The sequence below is a fragment of the Mycolicibacterium vinylchloridicum genome (genome assembly GCF_013404075.1).
In the GTDB taxonomy this organism is placed as follows: domain Bacteria; phylum Actinomycetota; class Actinomycetes; order Mycobacteriales; family Mycobacteriaceae; genus Mycobacterium; species Mycobacterium vinylchloridicum.
This window is the reverse complement of record NZ_JACBJQ010000030.1, coordinates 39,471-56,584: the sequence shown is the minus strand read 5'-3', so window position 1 is coordinate 56,584 and position 17,114 is coordinate 39,471. Positions and strand designations below refer to the sequence as shown.

Below are 17,114 nucleotides of genomic sequence, written 5' to 3'. Positions count from 1 at the left end.
CTTCGCTAGCATCGCCACCTGGGGGGTGATGTCAGTGGAGGACCGCAGGGTCAAGCTGCAATCGGCTTTGCCGATTCTGTCCTCGGCGATCGCCTGCCTTCTCCTCGCCCTCGTGTTCGGTTTCAACTGGGGCGGAGACCACACCGTCCTGATCGTGGACGCCTTGGCCTTTGCCGCCTTCGGCCTCTACGCGGCCGCGTGCTCGACCGTCGCGGCCCGTGCCGCTCACGGACGGAACCGCGCGGCCTGGACCACCATGGCGATCGCGCTATACGCATGGGCGGCCGGAGAATTGACCAGGGCCCTGTACACCCTTGTGTTGAACCGCTCGCTGTTCCCGTCGCCTGCGGACTTCCTGTATCTGGTGTTCGTCGTGCTGATCTGCGTCGCGTTCATCCAGTTTCCGCCCGAACCGACCATGGGCTCCCGCATGCGCGTTCTCTTCGACGCGCTGATCGTCGCGATCTCGTTGTTCATCGTGTTGTGGGTGCTGGTGCTCGGCAACGTGTATCAGGCCACCCGGGTGGACAGCGTCATGCAGGGGCGCGCACTGCTGTACCCGTTGTTCATTCTGTTCATCTTCGTCGCGGCGGTGGTGTTCGTGGTCCGGTCGGGGGCGGGCGACAGCGTCGTGATGTGGCTCCTCATGGGCGCGGTCACGCTCATGGCGTTCTCGGGAGTCACCTTCGCCTTCCTGCAAGGTGCCAATCGCTATCACCCCGGACACCTCACGAGTATTGGCTGGGTGCTTGGGATGTCGTGTTTCGGTGCGGCCGCCCTGCTGAGCCGCCGGCCGCGCTCACCGGTGCCGCCGACGAGTTCGCCGCAATCCTCGCTCGCTTTGTGGCTCCCCTATGTGCCACTGCTGTTGGCCGGCACCATCGGGCCGGCAATCGTGATGACCGGTGTCCTGCGGATCGGTGTCCCGATCCTGATGGCGTTCCTCTGTATCCGCCAGGTGCTCTCCGGGTTGGAGAACCGCCGATTACTGACTGCCGCAGCCGATCAGGCGTTACGTGATCCGTTGACCGGGCTGGCCAACCGCACCCTGTTCCAGGACCGGCTGGCGCACGCGATGGCGCTGCGTCGTCGCGACGACCGCGTGGTGGCGGTGGTGTCGCTGGACCTCGACGATTTCAAGCTGATCAACGACAGCATGGGACATCCCGCCGCAGACAGCCTTTTGATTCGCGTGGGTCAGCGCATCGTCGCCAATGTGCGGCCAGGAGATACCGTCGCGCGGCTTGGCGGCGACGAGTTCGCGTTGCTGCTCGAGGGCGGAGCGGACGAAGCACATCTGGTGTGCGAGCAGGTGATCGCGTCATTCGACACACCGTTCATCGTCGACGGTCACGAAGTGCTGGTGCGTCCGAGCGCTGGCATGGCGGTCACTTTGTTGGCCGAAACAGAGCTCGAGCCAGAGGAATTGGTGAAGCGTGCCGATATCGCGATGTACTTCGCGAAGCGCTCGCGCGATGCGACCGTTCACACGTTCAGCTCGGATATGACGTTGCTCGATCCAGGTGTCGAGGAGGTGACGAACACCGGCGAGAACCGTTCGATCTCCAGTGGTGCGGCGCAGGTGCGCTTGCTCGGTGAACTGCGGCGCACCATCGACCGTGGCGGCCTCGAAATGGTCTATCAGCCCAAGCTGGACCTGAGTACCGGCTACGTCGTGGGCGTGGAAGCGTTGCTGCGGTGGCCCCACCCGAGGCTGAAAGTGCTTCGGCCAGCGGCTTTTTTACCACTGATTCTGCGGCATGGATTGATGCGCCCGGTCACGGATCTGGTATTCACGAAGGTGCTCGACGATGCAGCGCGATGGGTGTCGATGGGGCTGGACGTTCCGGTCGCGGTCAACCTGTTCGCGCCATTGCTCCGGGACGCCTCTCTGCCGCAGGCGGTGGGGAGCTTCCTCCACGAGCGTGGTCTGCCGGCCCAGCTGCTGACCATCGAGATCACCGAGGACCTCGTTCTCGACGAGGTCGGACGGGTGACGGCGGTACTGCAACAGCTGCGCGAAGACGGAATTCGCATCGCGATCGACGACTTCGGCAGTGGCTATTCGGCTTTGAGCTATCTACGCGACCTGCCGATCGACGAGGTGAAATTCGACCGCCATTTCATCGCGGCCGTCGCCACCGATGCGCGGGCCGCCGCCGTGGTCAGCGCGGTGATCGAACTGACCCACAATCTCGGCATCACGGTGGTCGCCGAGGGTGTCGAGGACGCCGAAACCGCGGCATGGTTGCGCGAACATGGCTGTGATATCGGGCAAGGCTATTACTTCAGCAGGCCAGTCCCCGCCGCCGAGATCCCGGACCTGGTGGCCGAATACGCGCAGCGCTCCAAAAGCTGACCCTCACAGCCTGCTGTGCGTCTGACCCGAACAGACTGGGGCCTGCGGACATTCGAATCGAGCGGGCGTAGCGTCGAGTTGGGCCCACCGACTACCCGCTTGGAGAAGGCAGTCCCGACATGAAGAAGATATTCGCCGCCACCGTTGGTGGGGCGGCAATTGCGCTACTCGCAGTGTTCGCCGCGGCCAACGGCGCCAGTGGCTCGGGAACCACCCATGTCACGGCCGATTCCGGTCAGGAGTCGAAATTCCCGACGCCGACGCCACCGTCGCCGGCCATGGTGTCGGGAGCCGTGACGACGACCGCTGCATCGATCAAATAGCCGCAGAGGGCTGGCAGCCACTACGCAAGTAGTACGCTGGCGGTTCTGATGCCGCCAAATCCCGAACGCCGCACCGTCATCCTCGACACCGCGATCGACATCGTGGTCGACGTGGGGATCGGCGGCCTCACGCATCGCCAGGTCGACGACCGTGCCAACCTGCCGGCGGGGACCACCTCGAACTATTTCCGGACCCGCCTGGCGCTGCTGGAAGCCGTCGCCGCTCACGTCGTCGACCTGCACTGGCGGCACGTGGAAACGCTGCAGGCGGCTCTTCCGTCACCGATGAACCGGGCGGGCGTGGCGGCGCTGATGACCCGGATGGTCGCCGATCCCGACGACGCCTCACGGCGACGGACGCTGGCCCGGTTCGAGTTGTTCATCGAGGCGATCCGACGGCCTGAATTGCAGCCGTTCATCTATGAATTGCAGCGTGCCGCCATGAAGACCGCCGGCCTGCTGCTGGCCTCGGCCGGCATCGACGCCTCGCCCGAGCAGATCGACCACATGACCCGGCTGCTCAACGGATTGGCGTTCAGCAACCTCACGATCGATCAACCCGACGGGTATGACCCGGCCGGGCTGATCGATCGCTTGCTCGACGCTGTGTTCGCGACCTAGTTCCGGAGTCGCCAGCTCGCCGAATCTAGCTCAGCGCCTTGGCCTTCAGCGCCTCGAACTCCTGTGCCGAGATGGTCCCGGCATCCAGGAGTTGTTTGGCGTGCTCGATCTCCTGCGCGGGCGAACGTCCGGCGGCTTCGCGGATGTAGGCGTCGGTGTCCTTCTTGGCCGCCATCGCGGCCTCCCGAGCCCGTTCGGTCATTCCTCGTCCGCGCGCGATCAGATAGATCAGCGCGGTCAGCCATGGGAACACGATCAGGAAGATCACCCAGACGGCCTTGATCCAGCCGGACGTCGTGTGATCACGCCAGAAGAGATCCACCAGGATCTGGAACAGCACCAGCAGATAGGCGATCCACGCGAAGATGATCAGGAAGTGCCAGAGGAAATCCCATGTCGAACCCCAGTCCATGACCTACTCCTATGTTGTTGGGATAGCTCCGATTCGGGCTGCCCGGTTCACGGCGGAGACCACCGCCCGCAGCGACGCGGTGGTGATCGACGTCGCGATACCGACACCCCACACTGTGCGTCCACCGATGGAGGCCTCGACGTAGGCGGCGGCGGCGGCCTCCTCGCCGGCTGACATCGCGTGCTCGGAGTAGTCCAGCACGCTCACATCGAAACCGACCGTGCCCAGGGCGTCGACGAACGCCGCCAATGGACCGTTGCCCTGGCCGGTGATCTCGGTTTCGACCCCGTCGATCTTCACGACGGCCTCGATGACATCGGTACCGCCGTCGACCTCCGCGCCGAGCACCTTCTGGCGGATGCGCTCCAAAGGCTTTACGGGTGACAGGTATTCGTCGGCGAACGCGTCCCACATCTCCTTGGGCGACACCTCGCCGCCTTCGCCGTCGGTAATCGCTTGGATCGCTTGGGAGAACTCGATCTGCAGCCTGCGCGGCAGCACCAGACCGTGATCGGCCTTCATGATGTAGGCGACCCCGCCCTTGCCGGACTGCGAGTTGACCCGGATCACGGCCTCGTAGGTGCGGCCCACGTCTTTGGGGTCGATCGGCAGATACGGTACCTGCCACAGGATGTCATCGACGTCCGAATCTGCCTCGTCAGCAGCGACTTTCATCGCATCCAGACCCTTGTTGATGGCGTCCTGATGGCTACCGGAGAAGGCGGTGTAGACCAGGTCGCCGCCGTAGGGGTGCCGTTCGTGAACGGGCAGTTGATTGCAGTACTCGACGGTGCGGCGGATCTCGTCGATGTTGGAGAAGTCGATCTGCGGATCCACACCGCGGGAGAACTGGTTCAAGCCCAGTGTCACCAGACAGACGTTGCCGGTGCGCTCACCGTTGCCGAACAGACAGCCCTCGATCCGGTCGGCCCCGGCAGCAAAGCCCAATTCGGCTGCCGCAACAGCGGTTCCGCGGTCGTTGTGGGGGTGCAAGCTCAGAATGATCGAGTCGCGCGGGGTCAGGTGCCGGTGCATCCACTCGATCGAGTCGGCGTACACGTTCGGAGTCGCCATCTCGACGGTGGCGGGCAGGTTGACGATCAGCGGCACCTCGGGGGTGGGCTTCACGATGTCGGCGACCGCGTTGCAGACCTCGACCGCATACTCCAGTTCGGTGCCCGTGTACGACTCGGGGGAGTATTCGAAACGCCACTGGGTGCCGGGATACTTCTTCGCCTCCTCGACGCACAGGCGCGCGCCGTCGGTGGCGATCTTCTTGACTTCCTCACGGCCGGCGCGGAATACGACCCTGCGCTGCAGGATCGACGTTGAGTTGTAGAAGTGCACGATCGCGCGCGGCGCCCCGGCACATGCCTCGAAGGTGCGAGTGATCAGCTCGGGCCGGCACTGCGTCAGTACCTGGATGGTGACGTCGTCGGGAATGGCGCCCTGCTCGATGATCTCGCGAACGAAGTCGTAGTCGGTTTGGCTGGCCGAGGGGAACCCGACTTCGATCTCCTTGTAACCCATGTTGACCAGCAGGTCGAACATGCGGCGCTTACGGGCCGGGCTCATGGGGTCGATCAGCGCCTGGTTGCCGTCGCGCAGGTCGACCGCGCACCACATCGGTGCGTGCTCGATGACCTTGTCCGGCCAGGTGCGGTCCGGCAGGGTAACCGGCTCGACTTCGGCCGCGAACGACCGGTACCGGTCGACCGGCATCGCCGAGGCGCGCTGGGTGTTCCAGGACGGCTGGCCGTCACGGCGCGGGCCGGCGGGCGTGGTGATGGTGCGGGCAGATACGTAGGCGTCTACAGATTCAAACGACGGCTTCTGGGTGGTCACGATTGGCTCCGGGATGTCTTGGGTTGGACTTCAGACCGGCGCATCGCGAAAACCCGCGACGGGAAGCCAGTCTGGATCAGACCCCGTCGCGGCGTCCGAGAAGGAGCACCCGCTGCACAAGTCCGTACTGTACTCCCGCCGGGCCACCTGGCCAAAAGTCGGGGAGCTGAAATTGTGGGGGCAGCCGGGCAGGCAGTGCCCGTTCTGCGCCCAAGAGTTCGCTGACACGGTAAATTGACGACGTTGCAAGCCGTTGATCGGGGGTTTTTGTGCAACTGAGCGTTCGCTCCATGCTCGCGACCGGGGTCTCGGCGACCCTCACCGCCACCGTCGCCCTGGCGCCACTACCCGCCGAATCGCTGCCATCGACTCGCGCCGCGCCCGTCGCGCTGACCGGTGCCTGGCAGGAGTTGCAGACGAACGTCCAGCAGGATCTGGCGAATCTGGCGTCGTTGATCATCACCTATCCCCCCGCGCCGATCCTGACCCAGATCGGCAAGAACCTGACCACCTATTCACGTTGGGCGGTCGGCCAGGACGGGGGCGACCCCGTGCTGATCGCCCAGACCGTGAGCGAACACGTGGCGGCGGTCGGCGGTGTTCTGGTCACCTTCTCGGTGCTGGCGCCGCTCAGCTTCGTTGGGCCGTTCATCGCGCCCGGCGTCATGTTGATCCGGTTGGTCACCGACACCGCGAAGTATCCGTCGACTCCCCAGACCGTGCTGCAGGCGTTCATCGACGCGCCGGCGGTGTTTCTCAACACCGCGTTCAACTGCTGCTCCTCCCCGCTGTTCACCTTGGCCTTCGGCCTGCTGAACCCCGGGCCACTCGGCTACCTGCTGTCGATAGGGCCGGCGATCGCCAAGGCGCTCCAGATACCGGCCACGCCGGAGCCCGAACCGCCTGCCGGCGCGGCAAAAGCGATCGCGGAGTCGACCGCGCAACCGGCCGGTCCGGCTCCCGCCGCCGGCGTCGCCCAGAGCCGTCGGGCGCATTCGCCGACCACCAGACAGAAGACCGTCACCTCGCGCACCGCCAAGCGGCCGAATGCGCCGCGCAAGGCCGATGCGGGTGCCCGAGAGGTGACGTCGTCGCCCGGCAAGGGGCAGTCGGCTAGACCTGCGAGTCCGGGAACGCGATAACCGACAGGAACCGGATCGGCACCTCGATCAGGTCCGCGGGACCGTGTGCGCCCTCGCCGTCGATCTGCAATGAGTCGCCGGGATGCAGCCGGTAGACCGAGCGGCTGTGTGCGTAGTCCATGACGCCTTCGAGCACGTAGATGAACTCGGTGCCGGGGTGCTGGAACAGCGGGTAGGTCTTGCTCTTCTCGGACAGCGTGACCAGCAGACATTCCAGCCGTTTGTGCTCGCCGCGCAGCGAGCCGAGCAGCTGGTACTCGTGGCCCTCTCGGGTACCGGTGCGCACGATCCGCGCGCCGGTTCCGGCCTTGACGAAGGCCGCAGGCCGTTCGACGTCGGCACCGCGGAACAGCGTGGTCACCGGCACGTCGAAGCCCTTGGCCAGCAGCGCCAGCGTGGACAGGCTGGGCGAGGTCTGGGCGTTCTCGATCTTGCTCATCATCGCCTTGGAGATGCCGACCCGCGCCGCCATATCGGCCACCGACAACCCCAGCTGCTGACGCAGCAGACGCACGTTGTGCGCGATCGCCGCCTCGAACTCCAGCTCGACGACCGGCTCGTGCGGTTCGCGATCACGGGCCGTACCCGACTGGTTGCGGAGCAGATCGGTCACAAGCTTCAGTGTCTATCTCATCTGCCCGGCGCCGACATAGGGATACGGGCTCTTCAACAGCTCGCCCTGCGCGAACCGGGACAACCGGAAGTCGGTTTCCGGTATCCGTGGATCGCTGCTTCGGCCGTCGACGACCAAGTCGGCGACCAGGCGCCCGACGGCCGGTGCGATCTTGAACCCGTGACCGCTGAAGCCGGCGGCCACGAACAGCCCGTCGCGGCCACTGGCGGAGATCACCGGGTTCCAATCCGGGGTGACGTCGTAACAGCCGGCGTAGCTCGTGGTTATCGCCGCCTCGGTGAAGCCGGGAAAGCGGGTGCCCACCTTGTCGACGGTGAGGTCGATGAAGTCTTCGGTGGCGCGGTTCAGGTAGTCGTCGGGATCGGCGGTCACCACATCGGACAGATCGCTGTTGCCGAACAGGACGTCACCTCCGAGTTCGGGACGCACGTATTGCAGCGACACCAGATCGGAGAACACCGGCACCGGGCCGAGTTCGACGCCGGGAGAGATCATCACGATCTGCTCGCGAACCACTCGGATCGGGACGTCGATTCCGTAGGGTCCGAGGAACGGACTCGTCCACACCCCGGTGGCGACGACGACGTTGCCGGCGCTGATCCGGCTGCCGTCGGCCAGTTGCACGCCGGTCACGGTGTCACCGTCGGTGAGCAGCCCGGTCACCGTGGCGCCCTGGCGGATTCGCACACCTGCCGCGCGCGCGGCGACGGCAAACGCCTGAGCCGTCTGGTAGGCGTCGCCGTACCCGCCACGGGCTTCCCAACCGAACGCCGCGAACGGCGACAGGTCGGCGAAGGGCCACAGCCTGGCCACCTCGGTGGCGTCGATCTCCTCGGTCTGCACACCCACGGCGCGTTGTGCGGTCATGCTTCTGCGCAGCGAGTCGACGTTGGGTTCGCCGACGCCGACGACGTATCCGGTCTGCCGGAACCCGATATCGCCGCCGAAGATCTCCTCGGCCTTTTCGAACACCTCCAGCCCGACGGTGGCCATCGCTGCCAACGAGCTCACCCCGTAGTGACAGCGCACGATCCCGCTGGACTTGCCGGTCATGCCCGAGGCCACGGTATTGCGTTCGGCGACAACGACATCAGTGATGCCTCGTTGACTCAACGCCCAGGCGGCGGCACACCCCTCGATCCCGCCGCCGACGATCACCACGTCGGCTGTCTCGCTCACAGGCCCGCCCCGGGAATCCACGACGTGCCGGCCAGTGGGACTCGCGCCATCGCCGCTGCCTCGATGGTGACCGCGACCAGGTCTTCGGGTTCCAGATGTTGCAGATGGGCCTTGCCGCAGGCGCGGGCGATGGTCTGAGCTTCCATGGTCAACACCCGTAGGTAATTGGCCAGCCGTCGCCCCGCGTCCACTGGATCCAGCCGGGCCGCCAGTTCCGGATCCTGGGTGCTGATCCCGGCCGGGTCGCGGCCGTCCTGGAAATCGTCGTAGAAACCGGCTGCGCTGCCGAGCTTTTCGTACTCGGCCGCGTACTTCGGGTTGTTGTCACCCAGCGCGATCAGTGCGGCGGTGCCGATGGCCACCGCGTCGGCGCCCAGGGCCATCGCCTTGGCAACGTCGGCTCCGGTGCGAATCCCACCCGAGACGATCAGCTGAACCCCCTTCCTATGCACGCCCAGCTCCGAGAGTGCCTGCACGGCTTGTGGAACCGCTGCCAGCGTCGGAATGCCGACGTGCTCGATGAACACATCCTGGGTAGCCGCGGTGCCGCCCTGCATTCCGTCGACGACGACGACGTCGGCGCCGGCGGCCACCGCCAGCTTCACGTCGTAGTAGGTGCGGGTGGCGCCGACCTTGACGTAGATCGGCTTCTCCCAGTCGGTGAGCTCACGCAGCTCGTTGATCTTGATGGTGAGGTCGTCGGGGCCGGTCCAGTCGGGGTGCCGGCAGGCCGAGCGCTGGTCGATTCCCTCGGGCAGGGTGCGCATCGAGGCAACCCGCTCGGAGATCTTCTGGCCCAGCAGCATGCCGCCGCCACCCGGCTTTGCGCCCTGACCGAGGACCACCTCGATGGCATCGGCCTTGCGCAGGTCGTCTGGGTTCATCCCGTATCTGGACGGAAGGTATTGGTAAACCAGGTATTTGGACTGCCCGCGTTCTTCCGATGTCATGCCTCCGTCGCCGGTGGTGGTCGACGTGCCGACCTCACTCGCACCACGGCCCAGCGCCTCCTTGGCCGGGCCGGACAGCGCGCCGAACGACATTCCGGCAATGGTGACCGGAATCTCCAGGTGTAGAGGATGTTTGGCGTGTCGACCACCGAGAACGACGTCGGTGCCGCAGCGCTCGCGGTAGCCCTCCAGTGGGTAGCGCGACATCGACGCTCCCAGGAACAGCAGGTCGTCGAAGTGGGGGAGTGGACGTTTGGCGCCCCAGCCCCGGATGTCGTAGATGCCGGTTTCGGCGGCCCGCTGGATGCCGGCGATGGTGGCGCGGTCGAAGGTGGCCGATTCGCGCAGGCCCAGGCGGGCCCGGTCGTCTTGGGTGTATGTCATTTAATAGACCGAGCTGTTGTCGATGTGGAAGTGGTAGAGCTGCCGGGCCGAGCCGTAGCGGGTGTAGGCGCCGGTGTCGTCGTCCTCGAACCCGGCCGCCTTGAGTAGACGCCCCAGTTCCTCGTGGTGTTCGGCGCGCATCTCCTTGGCGACGCAGTCTGCGCCGAGCGATGCGACCTCGCCGCGGACATACAGCCGGGCCTCGTAGATCGAATCGCCCAGCGCTTCACCGGCATCGCCGCGGATCACCATCCGACCGGCCTGTGCCATGAACGCACTCATATGCCCGACGCTGCCTCCCACCACGATGTCGACCCCCTTCATCGAGATACCGCAGCGTGCCGCGGCGTTGCCCTCGATGACGAGCAGGCCGCCATGCGCGGTGGCACCGGCCGACTGGGAGGCATTGCCCTTGACCCAGACCGTGCCGCTCATCATGTTCTCGGCGACCCCGGTGCCGGCGTTGCCGTCGATGATGACTTCGGCCTGCTTGTTCATCCCCGCCGCGTAGTAGCCGACGTGGCCGTCGATTCCGATCCGCACCGGGGCATCGACGCCGACCGCCACGTTGTGGGCCCCGGCGGGATTGGTGATCGCGAACTCACCCGAGAGGCCCGGGGTGTGCAGGGCGGCGTTGACCTCCCGCAGCGGTGTGGTGCTCAGATCGAACGTGGCTAGCGTGTCCATGCGTAGACCACCTCGGGCTCGGGCTCCCAGATGACGGCCTTCTCGACACCGGGAAGTCCTGCCAGCGCTCGGTATTCGCTGCCCATTGCCACCCAGTCGTCGGTCTCGGCGATCACCGCCGGCTTGCAGGCGATCGCGTCGCGCACCACAGCGAACGAATCGTGGTTGGACACCAGCAGGGTGTAGAAGCCATCGAATGTGGCACACAGCTCCTTCAATGCTGATTCCACATCGCGGCCGTTGGCCAGCTGATCGGCCACGAAGCGCGCGCCGACCTCGGTGTCGTTCTCGCTGTCGAATGTGACGCCGGCAGCCCGCAGGTCGCGGCGGATGGTGGCGTGATTGGCGAACGAACCGTTGTGCACCAGGCACTGATCCGGGCCGACCGCATACGGGTGGGCGCCCGCCGGGATCACCGCGGATTCGGTGGCCATCCTGGTGTGGCCCACTCCCTGCCAGCCCTGTGCCTTCGCCAGCCCCCACGCCTCGGTGAGTGCGCGGGGGTGGCCGATGCCCTTGAGCACCGCCACATTTGCGCCGAACCCGGCGATGAGCGCGTGTGGGTAGTGCGCGGTCATCGCGGCGTGCAGAGTCTCGGGCGCGACATCAGCCGACACCAGCAGCGTTTCGTCGACGCGATGTACCGACACCTCGCCCAGCGCCGAGTGCAGAGCTGCGGTCATCTGCTCGGGGCTGTCGTCGACGTCCAGCACCGACACCGTGCCCTTGCCGGGCGGCGACCAGTGCGGGTCCCCGTAGACGGCTACACCGGCGGAATCGCTTCCCCGGTCCGACATTTCGCAGAGCATTCCGGTCAGCAGTTCACCGAGCCGGGGGTAGAGCTCCGGGTTGCGCAGGTGCAGACCCACGATCCCGCACATAGCGTTCCTTCCTGACGAAGTCAGAATGCGGTCAGGTACTGGTCGACTTCCCACGGGCTGACCGCACTGTGGTAAGCGAAGAACTCGTCGCGCTTGAGCCCGGCGAAGTAGGCGGCCACCCCATCGCCGACGGCGTCGAGCACGCCGGTGATCACCGCGTCGCCCTCGAATTCATCGACGGCGTGGAGCAAGGTGGGCGGCAAGGCCTTTCGGCCGTCGGCGCCGCCGATCGTGCCGGGATCCAGGCTGCGCTTGATGCCGTCGATGCCGGCGCCCAGCGCCGCGGCGATAGCCAGATACGGGTTGGCCGATCCGTCACCGCCACGCAGTTCCACCCGCTGCGAATCCGGCACCCGGATGTAATGAGTGCGGTCGTTGCCGCCATAGGTCGGCAGCTTCGGCGCCCACGACGCCCCGGAGGCCGTGGTCAGCGCACCGGTTCGCTTGTAGGAGTTGACGGTTGGGCCGACGACCGCCTGCAGCGCGCAGGCGTGGTCGAGGATACCGCCGATGAACGCATAGGCGCATGCCGACAACCCCAGTCCGCGGTCGTCGGCGTCCTCGGGGAACACCGGGGTGCCGCCGCTGGTCAACGACAGGTGCAGGTGCAGACCGCTTCCGGTCCGATCGGAGAACGGCTTGGGCATGAAGGTGGCGATCATGCCCCGTTCGGCGGCAATCATCGACAGCAGGTAGCGCAGCGTGATCACCCGGTCGGCGGTGGTCAACGCGTCGGCGAACTGGAAGTTCTGCTCGAACTGGCCGTTGCCGTCCTCGTGGTCGTTGGCGTAGTTGGACCACCCGAGGGTGTTCATCGCCGTCGAGATGGCGGTCAGATGGTCGTACATCCGGGTGACGCCGCGGGCGTCGTAACAGGGTTGTGCGGCGGTGTCGGCGGTGTCGGCGGTGGCCAGAGTGCCGTCGGCGGCGCGGGTCAACAGGAAGTATTCGACTTCGGCGCCGACCCAGGGTTCGAAGCCGGCGTCGGCCGCCCGCTGGATCAGCGACTTGAGGATGACCCGCGGCGCGTACGGCCAGGGCAGGCCCTCGACATGCGGATCGCAGTGCACGATCGCAAGACCCTCTTTGATGAACGGGACCGGGGTGAACGATGCGGGGTCGGGGATCGCCATCAGATCCGGGTCTTTGGGCTCTTGGCCCATGGCGCCCACGGCGTATCCGGCGAATCCGACGCCCTCGGTGGCCAGCAGGTCGACGGCCTCGACGGGAACCAGCTTGGCGCAAGGCTTTCCGCGGAGATCGACGAACAGCGCGAGGATGAATTTGGTGGCGGACTTCTCAGCCAACTCGGCGAGGGTGGCAGACATGTTCTCTAACAGACTCTTTCGTGGTGCTGGCGAGAGGTTGAGGGGTCGGGCCGGGCGTGGGAAGGAGGCCACGCCCGGCCCGGGTCACCTCAGGCGTACTCGAGCTCGTACGCCGGGTCGCGGTGCACGTGGGTGTCGATACCCTTCTCCTCCTCCTCGGGGGAGATGCGGATGCCCATCGTCTTCTTGATGCCCCATGCGATCGCGAATGCGATCACGAACGAATAGACCATCACCGCACCGGCTGCGACGGCCTGCCGCCACAGCTGGTCGAAACCGCCGCCGTAGAACAGGCCGTTGACCTTGTTCGGCATGCTGTCGCTGGCCAGGAAGCCGATCAGCAGGGTGCCGACGACACCACCGACGAGGTGCACGCCGACGACGTCGAGCGAATCGTCATAGCCGAACTTCTCCTTGAGACCCACGGCGTAGGGGCAGATGGCGCCCGCGACCAGGCCGAGGACGATGGCGCCGACCGGGGTCACCGAACCACAGGCCGGAGTGATCGCGACCAGCCCGGTGATGGCACCGGCTGCCGCGCCGACGCCGGTGACGTGGCCGTCCTTGATCTTCTCCACCGCCAGCCAGGCCAGCGTGGCAGCGCAGGTGGCGACGAACGTGGTGACCATGACGATGGCGGCCGAGTCGCCCGCGGCCAGTGCCGAGCCGCCGTTGAACGCATACCAGCCAGCCCACAGCAGGCCTGCTCCGAGCAGGGTGAGCGGGACGTTGTGCGGCTTGCGCAGTTTGCCCCAGCTCGCGCCCTTGCCCAGGACGATCGCCACCGCCAGTGCGGCCGCACCGGCGTTGATGTGCACCGCCGTGCCACCGGCGAAGTCAATCGCCTTGAGGTTGTTGGCAATCCAGCCACCGACGGAATTCTCGGTCACCACCCCGTCGAACGCGAACACCCAGTGCGCGACGGGGAAGTAGCACAGCACCGCCCACAGGGTCGCGAAGACCATCCAGGCCGCGAACTTCATCCGGTCGGCGGCCGCACCGGAGATCAGTGCCACGGTGATCGCGGCGAACAGCGCCTGGAACAACGCGAACAAACTGACCGGTAGACCGGAGATGGTGGTCTGCGACTCCAGCAGATCCTTCATTCCGGCGAATTCGGTGAAGCTGCCCACGAACCCGCCGTAGGACGTGCCGAATGTCATGGAGAAGCCGAACAGAATCCACAGCACACCGACGATCGCGACGGCGCCGAACGTCATCATCATCATGTTGGTCGAGCTCTTGACCGAGACCATGCCGCCGTAGAAAAGCGCCAGGCCCGGGATCATCATCGTCAGCCCGATGATGCAACACAGCATGAATGCTGTGGTCCCTGTATCCATCTAATCTCCTGCGAGGTGGGCGGCCCCTCCATGGTTGGGCCGTTCACCGGCAGTGAACTTTGTTTCTGTTACGTAGACCCCCTCGTGGTGTTGCCGACGCGTTAAACGTTGGCCCGCACGGCTACGCTGGCTGACCATGCACCGACGACCACGCTGGGTCCTCACGATCACCGTGGTGGTCATTGCCATCGGCGTCTGGGTGTGGTCGACGTGGTTCGACGGGCCGCCGGAGAAGTGCAAGCCGGTGATCGACTTCCTGGACTTCAGCCGGTCGCAGGCCGCGAAAATCGACTCCAAGGGCAACGAAGGCGTTCCGACGGTCGCCGAGGACGCGGCCTATCAGCAGTGGGCCGACGGGCTGGCGGAACGGTCCCAGAAGGTGACCGATCCCGCGCTGGCGGCGCAGACGACCGAGGTGGCCCAGTTGGCCAATCAGTTCGTCGCCGGGTTGCCGACGTTGCGCGCCCAGACCCAGTCGCGCGCCCCGGGCGCCCCCGCGCCGCCCCAGGTCTACGAGATGTCGCTACTCAACGACCGGATCGTCGCCAAGCTCGGGGAGTTGCGCAAGCAGTGCTCCTGAGCAATTGAGCACTGCCTGCGGCTAGATCAGCGAGATGACCGTGACGACCGTCCGGTAGGGATTGGTCGGCGTTCCGGTGCCGGTGCTGCTGGTTTGGTAGGCCGTGCCGTCGGGGCCGATCTGCGCTGCGCCCACCGGCGTTCCGCTGATGGTGAGGTTGGTGACGGTGCCATCCGGTCTTATGACGGTGACGACGGTCCGGTAGGGGTTGGTTGGCGTACCGCTGCCGGTGCTGATGGTTTGGTACGTGGTGCCGTCCGGTCCTACCTGTGCTGAGCCGGCCGCTTGGCCGGAGGCGGTGGTCGTGGTGGTTGTGCCGCCAGCATGGATCACGGTTGTCGTCGTTTGGTAGAGGTCGAAGAGGGTTCCACTTCCGGCGCTGCTGGTTTGGGCGACGGTCCCGTCGGCGCCGACCTGTACCCAGGGATGCTCCGCCAACGGCGATCCAGGATTGGCAGCGGTGGTGATGGTGCCATCGGGGTGGATAACGGTGAGATTGGTTCGGAACGGGTCGTCTTGGGTGCCCGCGCCGCTGTAACTGGTTTGAGCGGTGGTGCCGTCCGGGCCGATCCTCGCCCCTCCGGACGGAGTGCCGGGGCTGGTGGTGCTGGCAGTGGTGCCATCCGGTCGAATGACGAGAGTCGTGGTGACGGGTTGATATCCGTTACCGCCGACATCGGTGTAGCCGTAGCTCGTTTGGGCTGCCGTGCCGTCTAAACCGGTCTGAACGCGGTCGTACCGTTGGCCCGGAGTGGTGGCTGCGCTGGCCGTCCCGTCGGGATGGACGATGGCGACGGTTGTCGGATAGGGGGCGGCATCACCGGCGTGTGGGTTGGTGGTTTGGTACACCGTGCCGTCAGGACCGACATGGTAGAGGTCGTCGGTGAAGCCCGGGACCGTCGTGGTCGTTGTGTTGCCCCCGGGGTGGACGACATTGACATTGATTTCGCCCGCGCTGCTGGCGGTCGGGACAGCCGTGGTGCCGTCAGCGCCGATGTACATCCCGGCAAACCGGCGACCAATGACGGTCGTGCTCGTGGTCGTGCCGTCGGCGTGGATGACGGTGACGATGGTCCGGAAGGGGTCGTCAACCGCGCCCGTGCCGGTGTCAGTGGCTTGGGCGATGGTGCCGTCCGGTCCGGCCGCGACCGCATCCTCGGGTTGACCGCGGCCGGTTGTCGTCGTCGCCGTGAATGTCCCGTCGGGGTGAATAGCGGTGACCGTGATCTGGAAGGGGGCGTCCACTGTGCCGTTGCCGACATAGCTGGTTTGGTAGACGGTGCCGTCAGCGCCAATCTTGGTCGGGGTCGGTTGACCGGCAGCTGTCACAGTGGTGGTGGTGCCGTCGGGGTGGATGACGGACACGGTCGTATCGAACTGGACGTAGGGATAGCCATCGATATCGGTGCGCACAACGGTGATTTGCGCGGTGGTGCCGTCCGGCCCGACGTGAGCAATCGCCGGGCCGCCGGGATTCGTGATCGTCGTAACGGAGCCGCCGGGGTGAATGACGGTGACGGTGGTTCGGTACGGATCGGCCGCTGTGCCGCTGCCTGTGTAGCTGGTTTGTGCAACGGTGCCGTCCTGGCCGATCTGCACCGTGTCCGCCGGGCGACCGGGGCTGGTGGTGCTGGTGGTGGTGCCGTCCGTGTGGATCACCGTGACGGTGGTTCGGTAGGGATCCCCTACGGTGCCGGTGCCGGTGCCCGTTGTTTGGTATGCGGTGCCGTCTGCGCTGGTCTGTACGCCCACGTACAGGACGGCCGGACTGCCGGAGATGGTGATGGTGTTGCTGATGATCGCGGCGGCATGCGAGGTCACGTTCACCGTCACCGTGTTGGTACTGGTGGCGCCGGCACTGCCGAGCAACCCAAACGTAAGCAGGTTGAGCAGGCCGGAAAAGCCGTGGATGCGAAAGCCGTTGCCGGCATCAGAAGCGGTGACGGTGAAGATGTCGGCGTAGTCGGCGGTGCCGTCCCACTGCGGATCGGCGGTGTACGTGTACGTCCCGCCCGACACGCTCAGCGTTCCCCCGCTGCTGCCCACGCCCTGATTGGCCACCGTGTACGTCAGGACATCGCCGTCAGCATCGGTGCCGGCGAACTCGATCGGCTCGGTCGAGCCGCCCGGGGGCAACTGCGCCGACACATCCTGGGCAGCCAGCCGGGGGGTCGAGTTTGCGAACGTGCGGCGTACCCAGCCGAACAGCGATTCCACCAGTGAGGTCTGCGCCGCACCGACCGGTGTCCGAGTCGGGGCCGACATCGACCGCGGTGCCGCCGACATCACCGGTGGATTACGCTGCGCCACAAGCGCTGCGGGACGACGCATCGATTCCGCAGTCGTTGGACGGCCCGCCGATGGCCGGCCGGTTGCCCGGAGATGGCCCGTCGCACCCACTTGGTGATGAGCGGTCCCGGATGTCCGCGGCTTCGCCGACGCTGTC

General features: G+C 66.0%; 15 protein-coding genes. 5 read left to right on the top strand and 10 right to left on the bottom strand.

Translation table 11 applies throughout. The annotated features are described in order from the left end of the window. The first annotated feature begins 28 nt into the window (after positions 1 to 28). The 3 genes from HPC46_RS22715 to HPC46_RS22705 all read left to right on the top strand — a co-directional run bounded on the left by HPC46_RS22715 (position 29) and on the right by HPC46_RS22705 (position 3,303). Complete coding sequence (locus HPC46_RS22715; protein WP_179474118.1) at positions 29 to 2,359, top strand: putative bifunctional diguanylate cyclase/phosphodiesterase; 2,331 nt, start codon at positions 29 to 31, stop codon at positions 2,357 to 2,359. Between the two features lie 119 nt (positions 2,360 to 2,478). Next, positions 2,479 to 2,682, top strand: a complete 204-nt coding sequence (locus HPC46_RS22710; RefSeq protein WP_179474116.1) for a hypothetical protein — start codon at positions 2,479 to 2,481, stop codon at positions 2,680 to 2,682. Between the two features lie 48 nt (positions 2,683 to 2,730). After that, on the top strand, positions 2,731 to 3,303 hold the full coding sequence (locus tag HPC46_RS22705) for a TetR/AcrR family transcriptional regulator (protein WP_179474114.1): 573 nt from the start codon (positions 2,731 to 2,733) through the stop codon (positions 3,301 to 3,303). A gap of 25 nt (positions 3,304 to 3,328) precedes the next feature. On the opposite strand, the gene HPC46_RS22700 is transcribed toward HPC46_RS22705, so the two are convergent. Both HPC46_RS22700 and leuA read right to left on the bottom strand, forming a co-directional pair. Continuing rightward, complete coding sequence (locus HPC46_RS22700) at positions 3,329 to 3,715, bottom strand: SHOCT domain-containing protein (protein WP_005138458.1); 387 nt, start codon at positions 3,713 to 3,715, stop codon at positions 3,329 to 3,331. A gap of 9 nt (positions 3,716 to 3,724) precedes the next feature. After that, on the bottom strand, positions 3,725 to 5,560 hold the full coding sequence (gene leuA / locus HPC46_RS22695; RefSeq protein ID WP_407665548.1) for a 2-isopropylmalate synthase: 1,836 nt from the start codon (positions 5,558 to 5,560) through the stop codon (positions 3,725 to 3,727). Between the two features lie 290 nt (positions 5,561 to 5,850). On the opposite strand from leuA, the gene HPC46_RS22690 reads away from it, so the two are divergent. Continuing rightward, complete coding sequence (locus HPC46_RS22690; RefSeq protein WP_179474112.1) at positions 5,851 to 6,702, top strand: hypothetical protein; 852 nt, start codon at positions 5,851 to 5,853, stop codon at positions 6,700 to 6,702. On the opposite strand, the gene HPC46_RS22685 is transcribed toward HPC46_RS22690, so the two are convergent. The 7 genes from HPC46_RS22685 to HPC46_RS22655 all read right to left on the bottom strand — a co-directional run bounded on the left by HPC46_RS22685 (position 6,674) and on the right by HPC46_RS22655 (position 14,088). Next, entirely contained in the window at positions 6,674 to 7,315 is a 642-nt protein-coding gene (locus HPC46_RS22685; protein ID WP_005138464.1) for a helix-turn-helix domain-containing protein, read from the bottom strand. The two genes, HPC46_RS22690 and HPC46_RS22685, sit on opposite strands and share 29 nt — an antisense overlap. A 12-nt stretch (positions 7,316 to 7,327) precedes the next feature. Then, positions 7,328 to 8,515, bottom strand: coding sequence for an NAD(P)/FAD-dependent oxidoreductase (locus tag HPC46_RS22680; protein ID WP_179474110.1), 1,188 nt, complete (start codon positions 8,513 to 8,515; stop codon positions 7,328 to 7,330). Beyond that, entirely contained in the window at positions 8,512 to 9,849 is a 1,338-nt protein-coding gene (locus HPC46_RS22675; protein WP_179474108.1) for an FMN-binding glutamate synthase family protein, read from the bottom strand. The genes HPC46_RS22680 and HPC46_RS22675 overlap by 4 nt, the downstream gene beginning before the upstream one ends. Next, positions 9,850 to 10,536: a protein glxC gene (locus tag HPC46_RS22670; protein WP_179474106.1), complete on the bottom strand. Its 687-nt coding sequence runs from the start codon at positions 10,534 to 10,536 to the stop codon at positions 9,850 to 9,852. Continuing rightward, positions 10,524 to 11,417, bottom strand: a complete 894-nt coding sequence (locus tag HPC46_RS22665; RefSeq protein ID WP_179474104.1) for a class II glutamine amidotransferase domain-containing protein — start codon at positions 11,415 to 11,417, stop codon at positions 10,524 to 10,526. Before HPC46_RS22665 ends, HPC46_RS22670 begins: the two co-directional genes overlap by 13 nt. Before the next feature lie 20 nt (positions 11,418 to 11,437). Then, positions 11,438 to 12,745 (bottom strand): type III glutamate--ammonia ligase, encoded by a 1,308-nt coding sequence (glnT, locus tag HPC46_RS22660; RefSeq protein ID WP_179474102.1) that lies wholly within the window; start codon positions 12,743 to 12,745, stop codon positions 11,438 to 11,440. A gap of 89 nt (positions 12,746 to 12,834) precedes the next feature. Beyond that, positions 12,835 to 14,088: an ammonium transporter gene (locus tag HPC46_RS22655; RefSeq protein ID WP_179474100.1), complete on the bottom strand. Its 1,254-nt coding sequence runs from the start codon at positions 14,086 to 14,088 to the stop codon at positions 12,835 to 12,837. Positions 14,089 to 14,224: 136 nt separating this feature from the next. Here HPC46_RS22655 and HPC46_RS22650 point away from each other — a divergent pair, with 136 nt between their 5' ends. After that, positions 14,225 to 14,668, top strand: coding sequence for a hypothetical protein (locus HPC46_RS22650; protein ID WP_179474098.1), 444 nt, complete (start codon positions 14,225 to 14,227; stop codon positions 14,666 to 14,668). Positions 14,669 to 14,689: 21 nt separating this feature from the next. On the opposite strand, the gene HPC46_RS22645 is transcribed toward HPC46_RS22650, so the two are convergent. Further along, entirely contained in the window at positions 14,690 to 16,999 is a 2,310-nt protein-coding gene (locus HPC46_RS22645; protein ID WP_179474096.1) for a hypothetical protein, read from the bottom strand. Between the last annotated feature and the right edge of the window lie 115 nt (positions 17,000 to 17,114).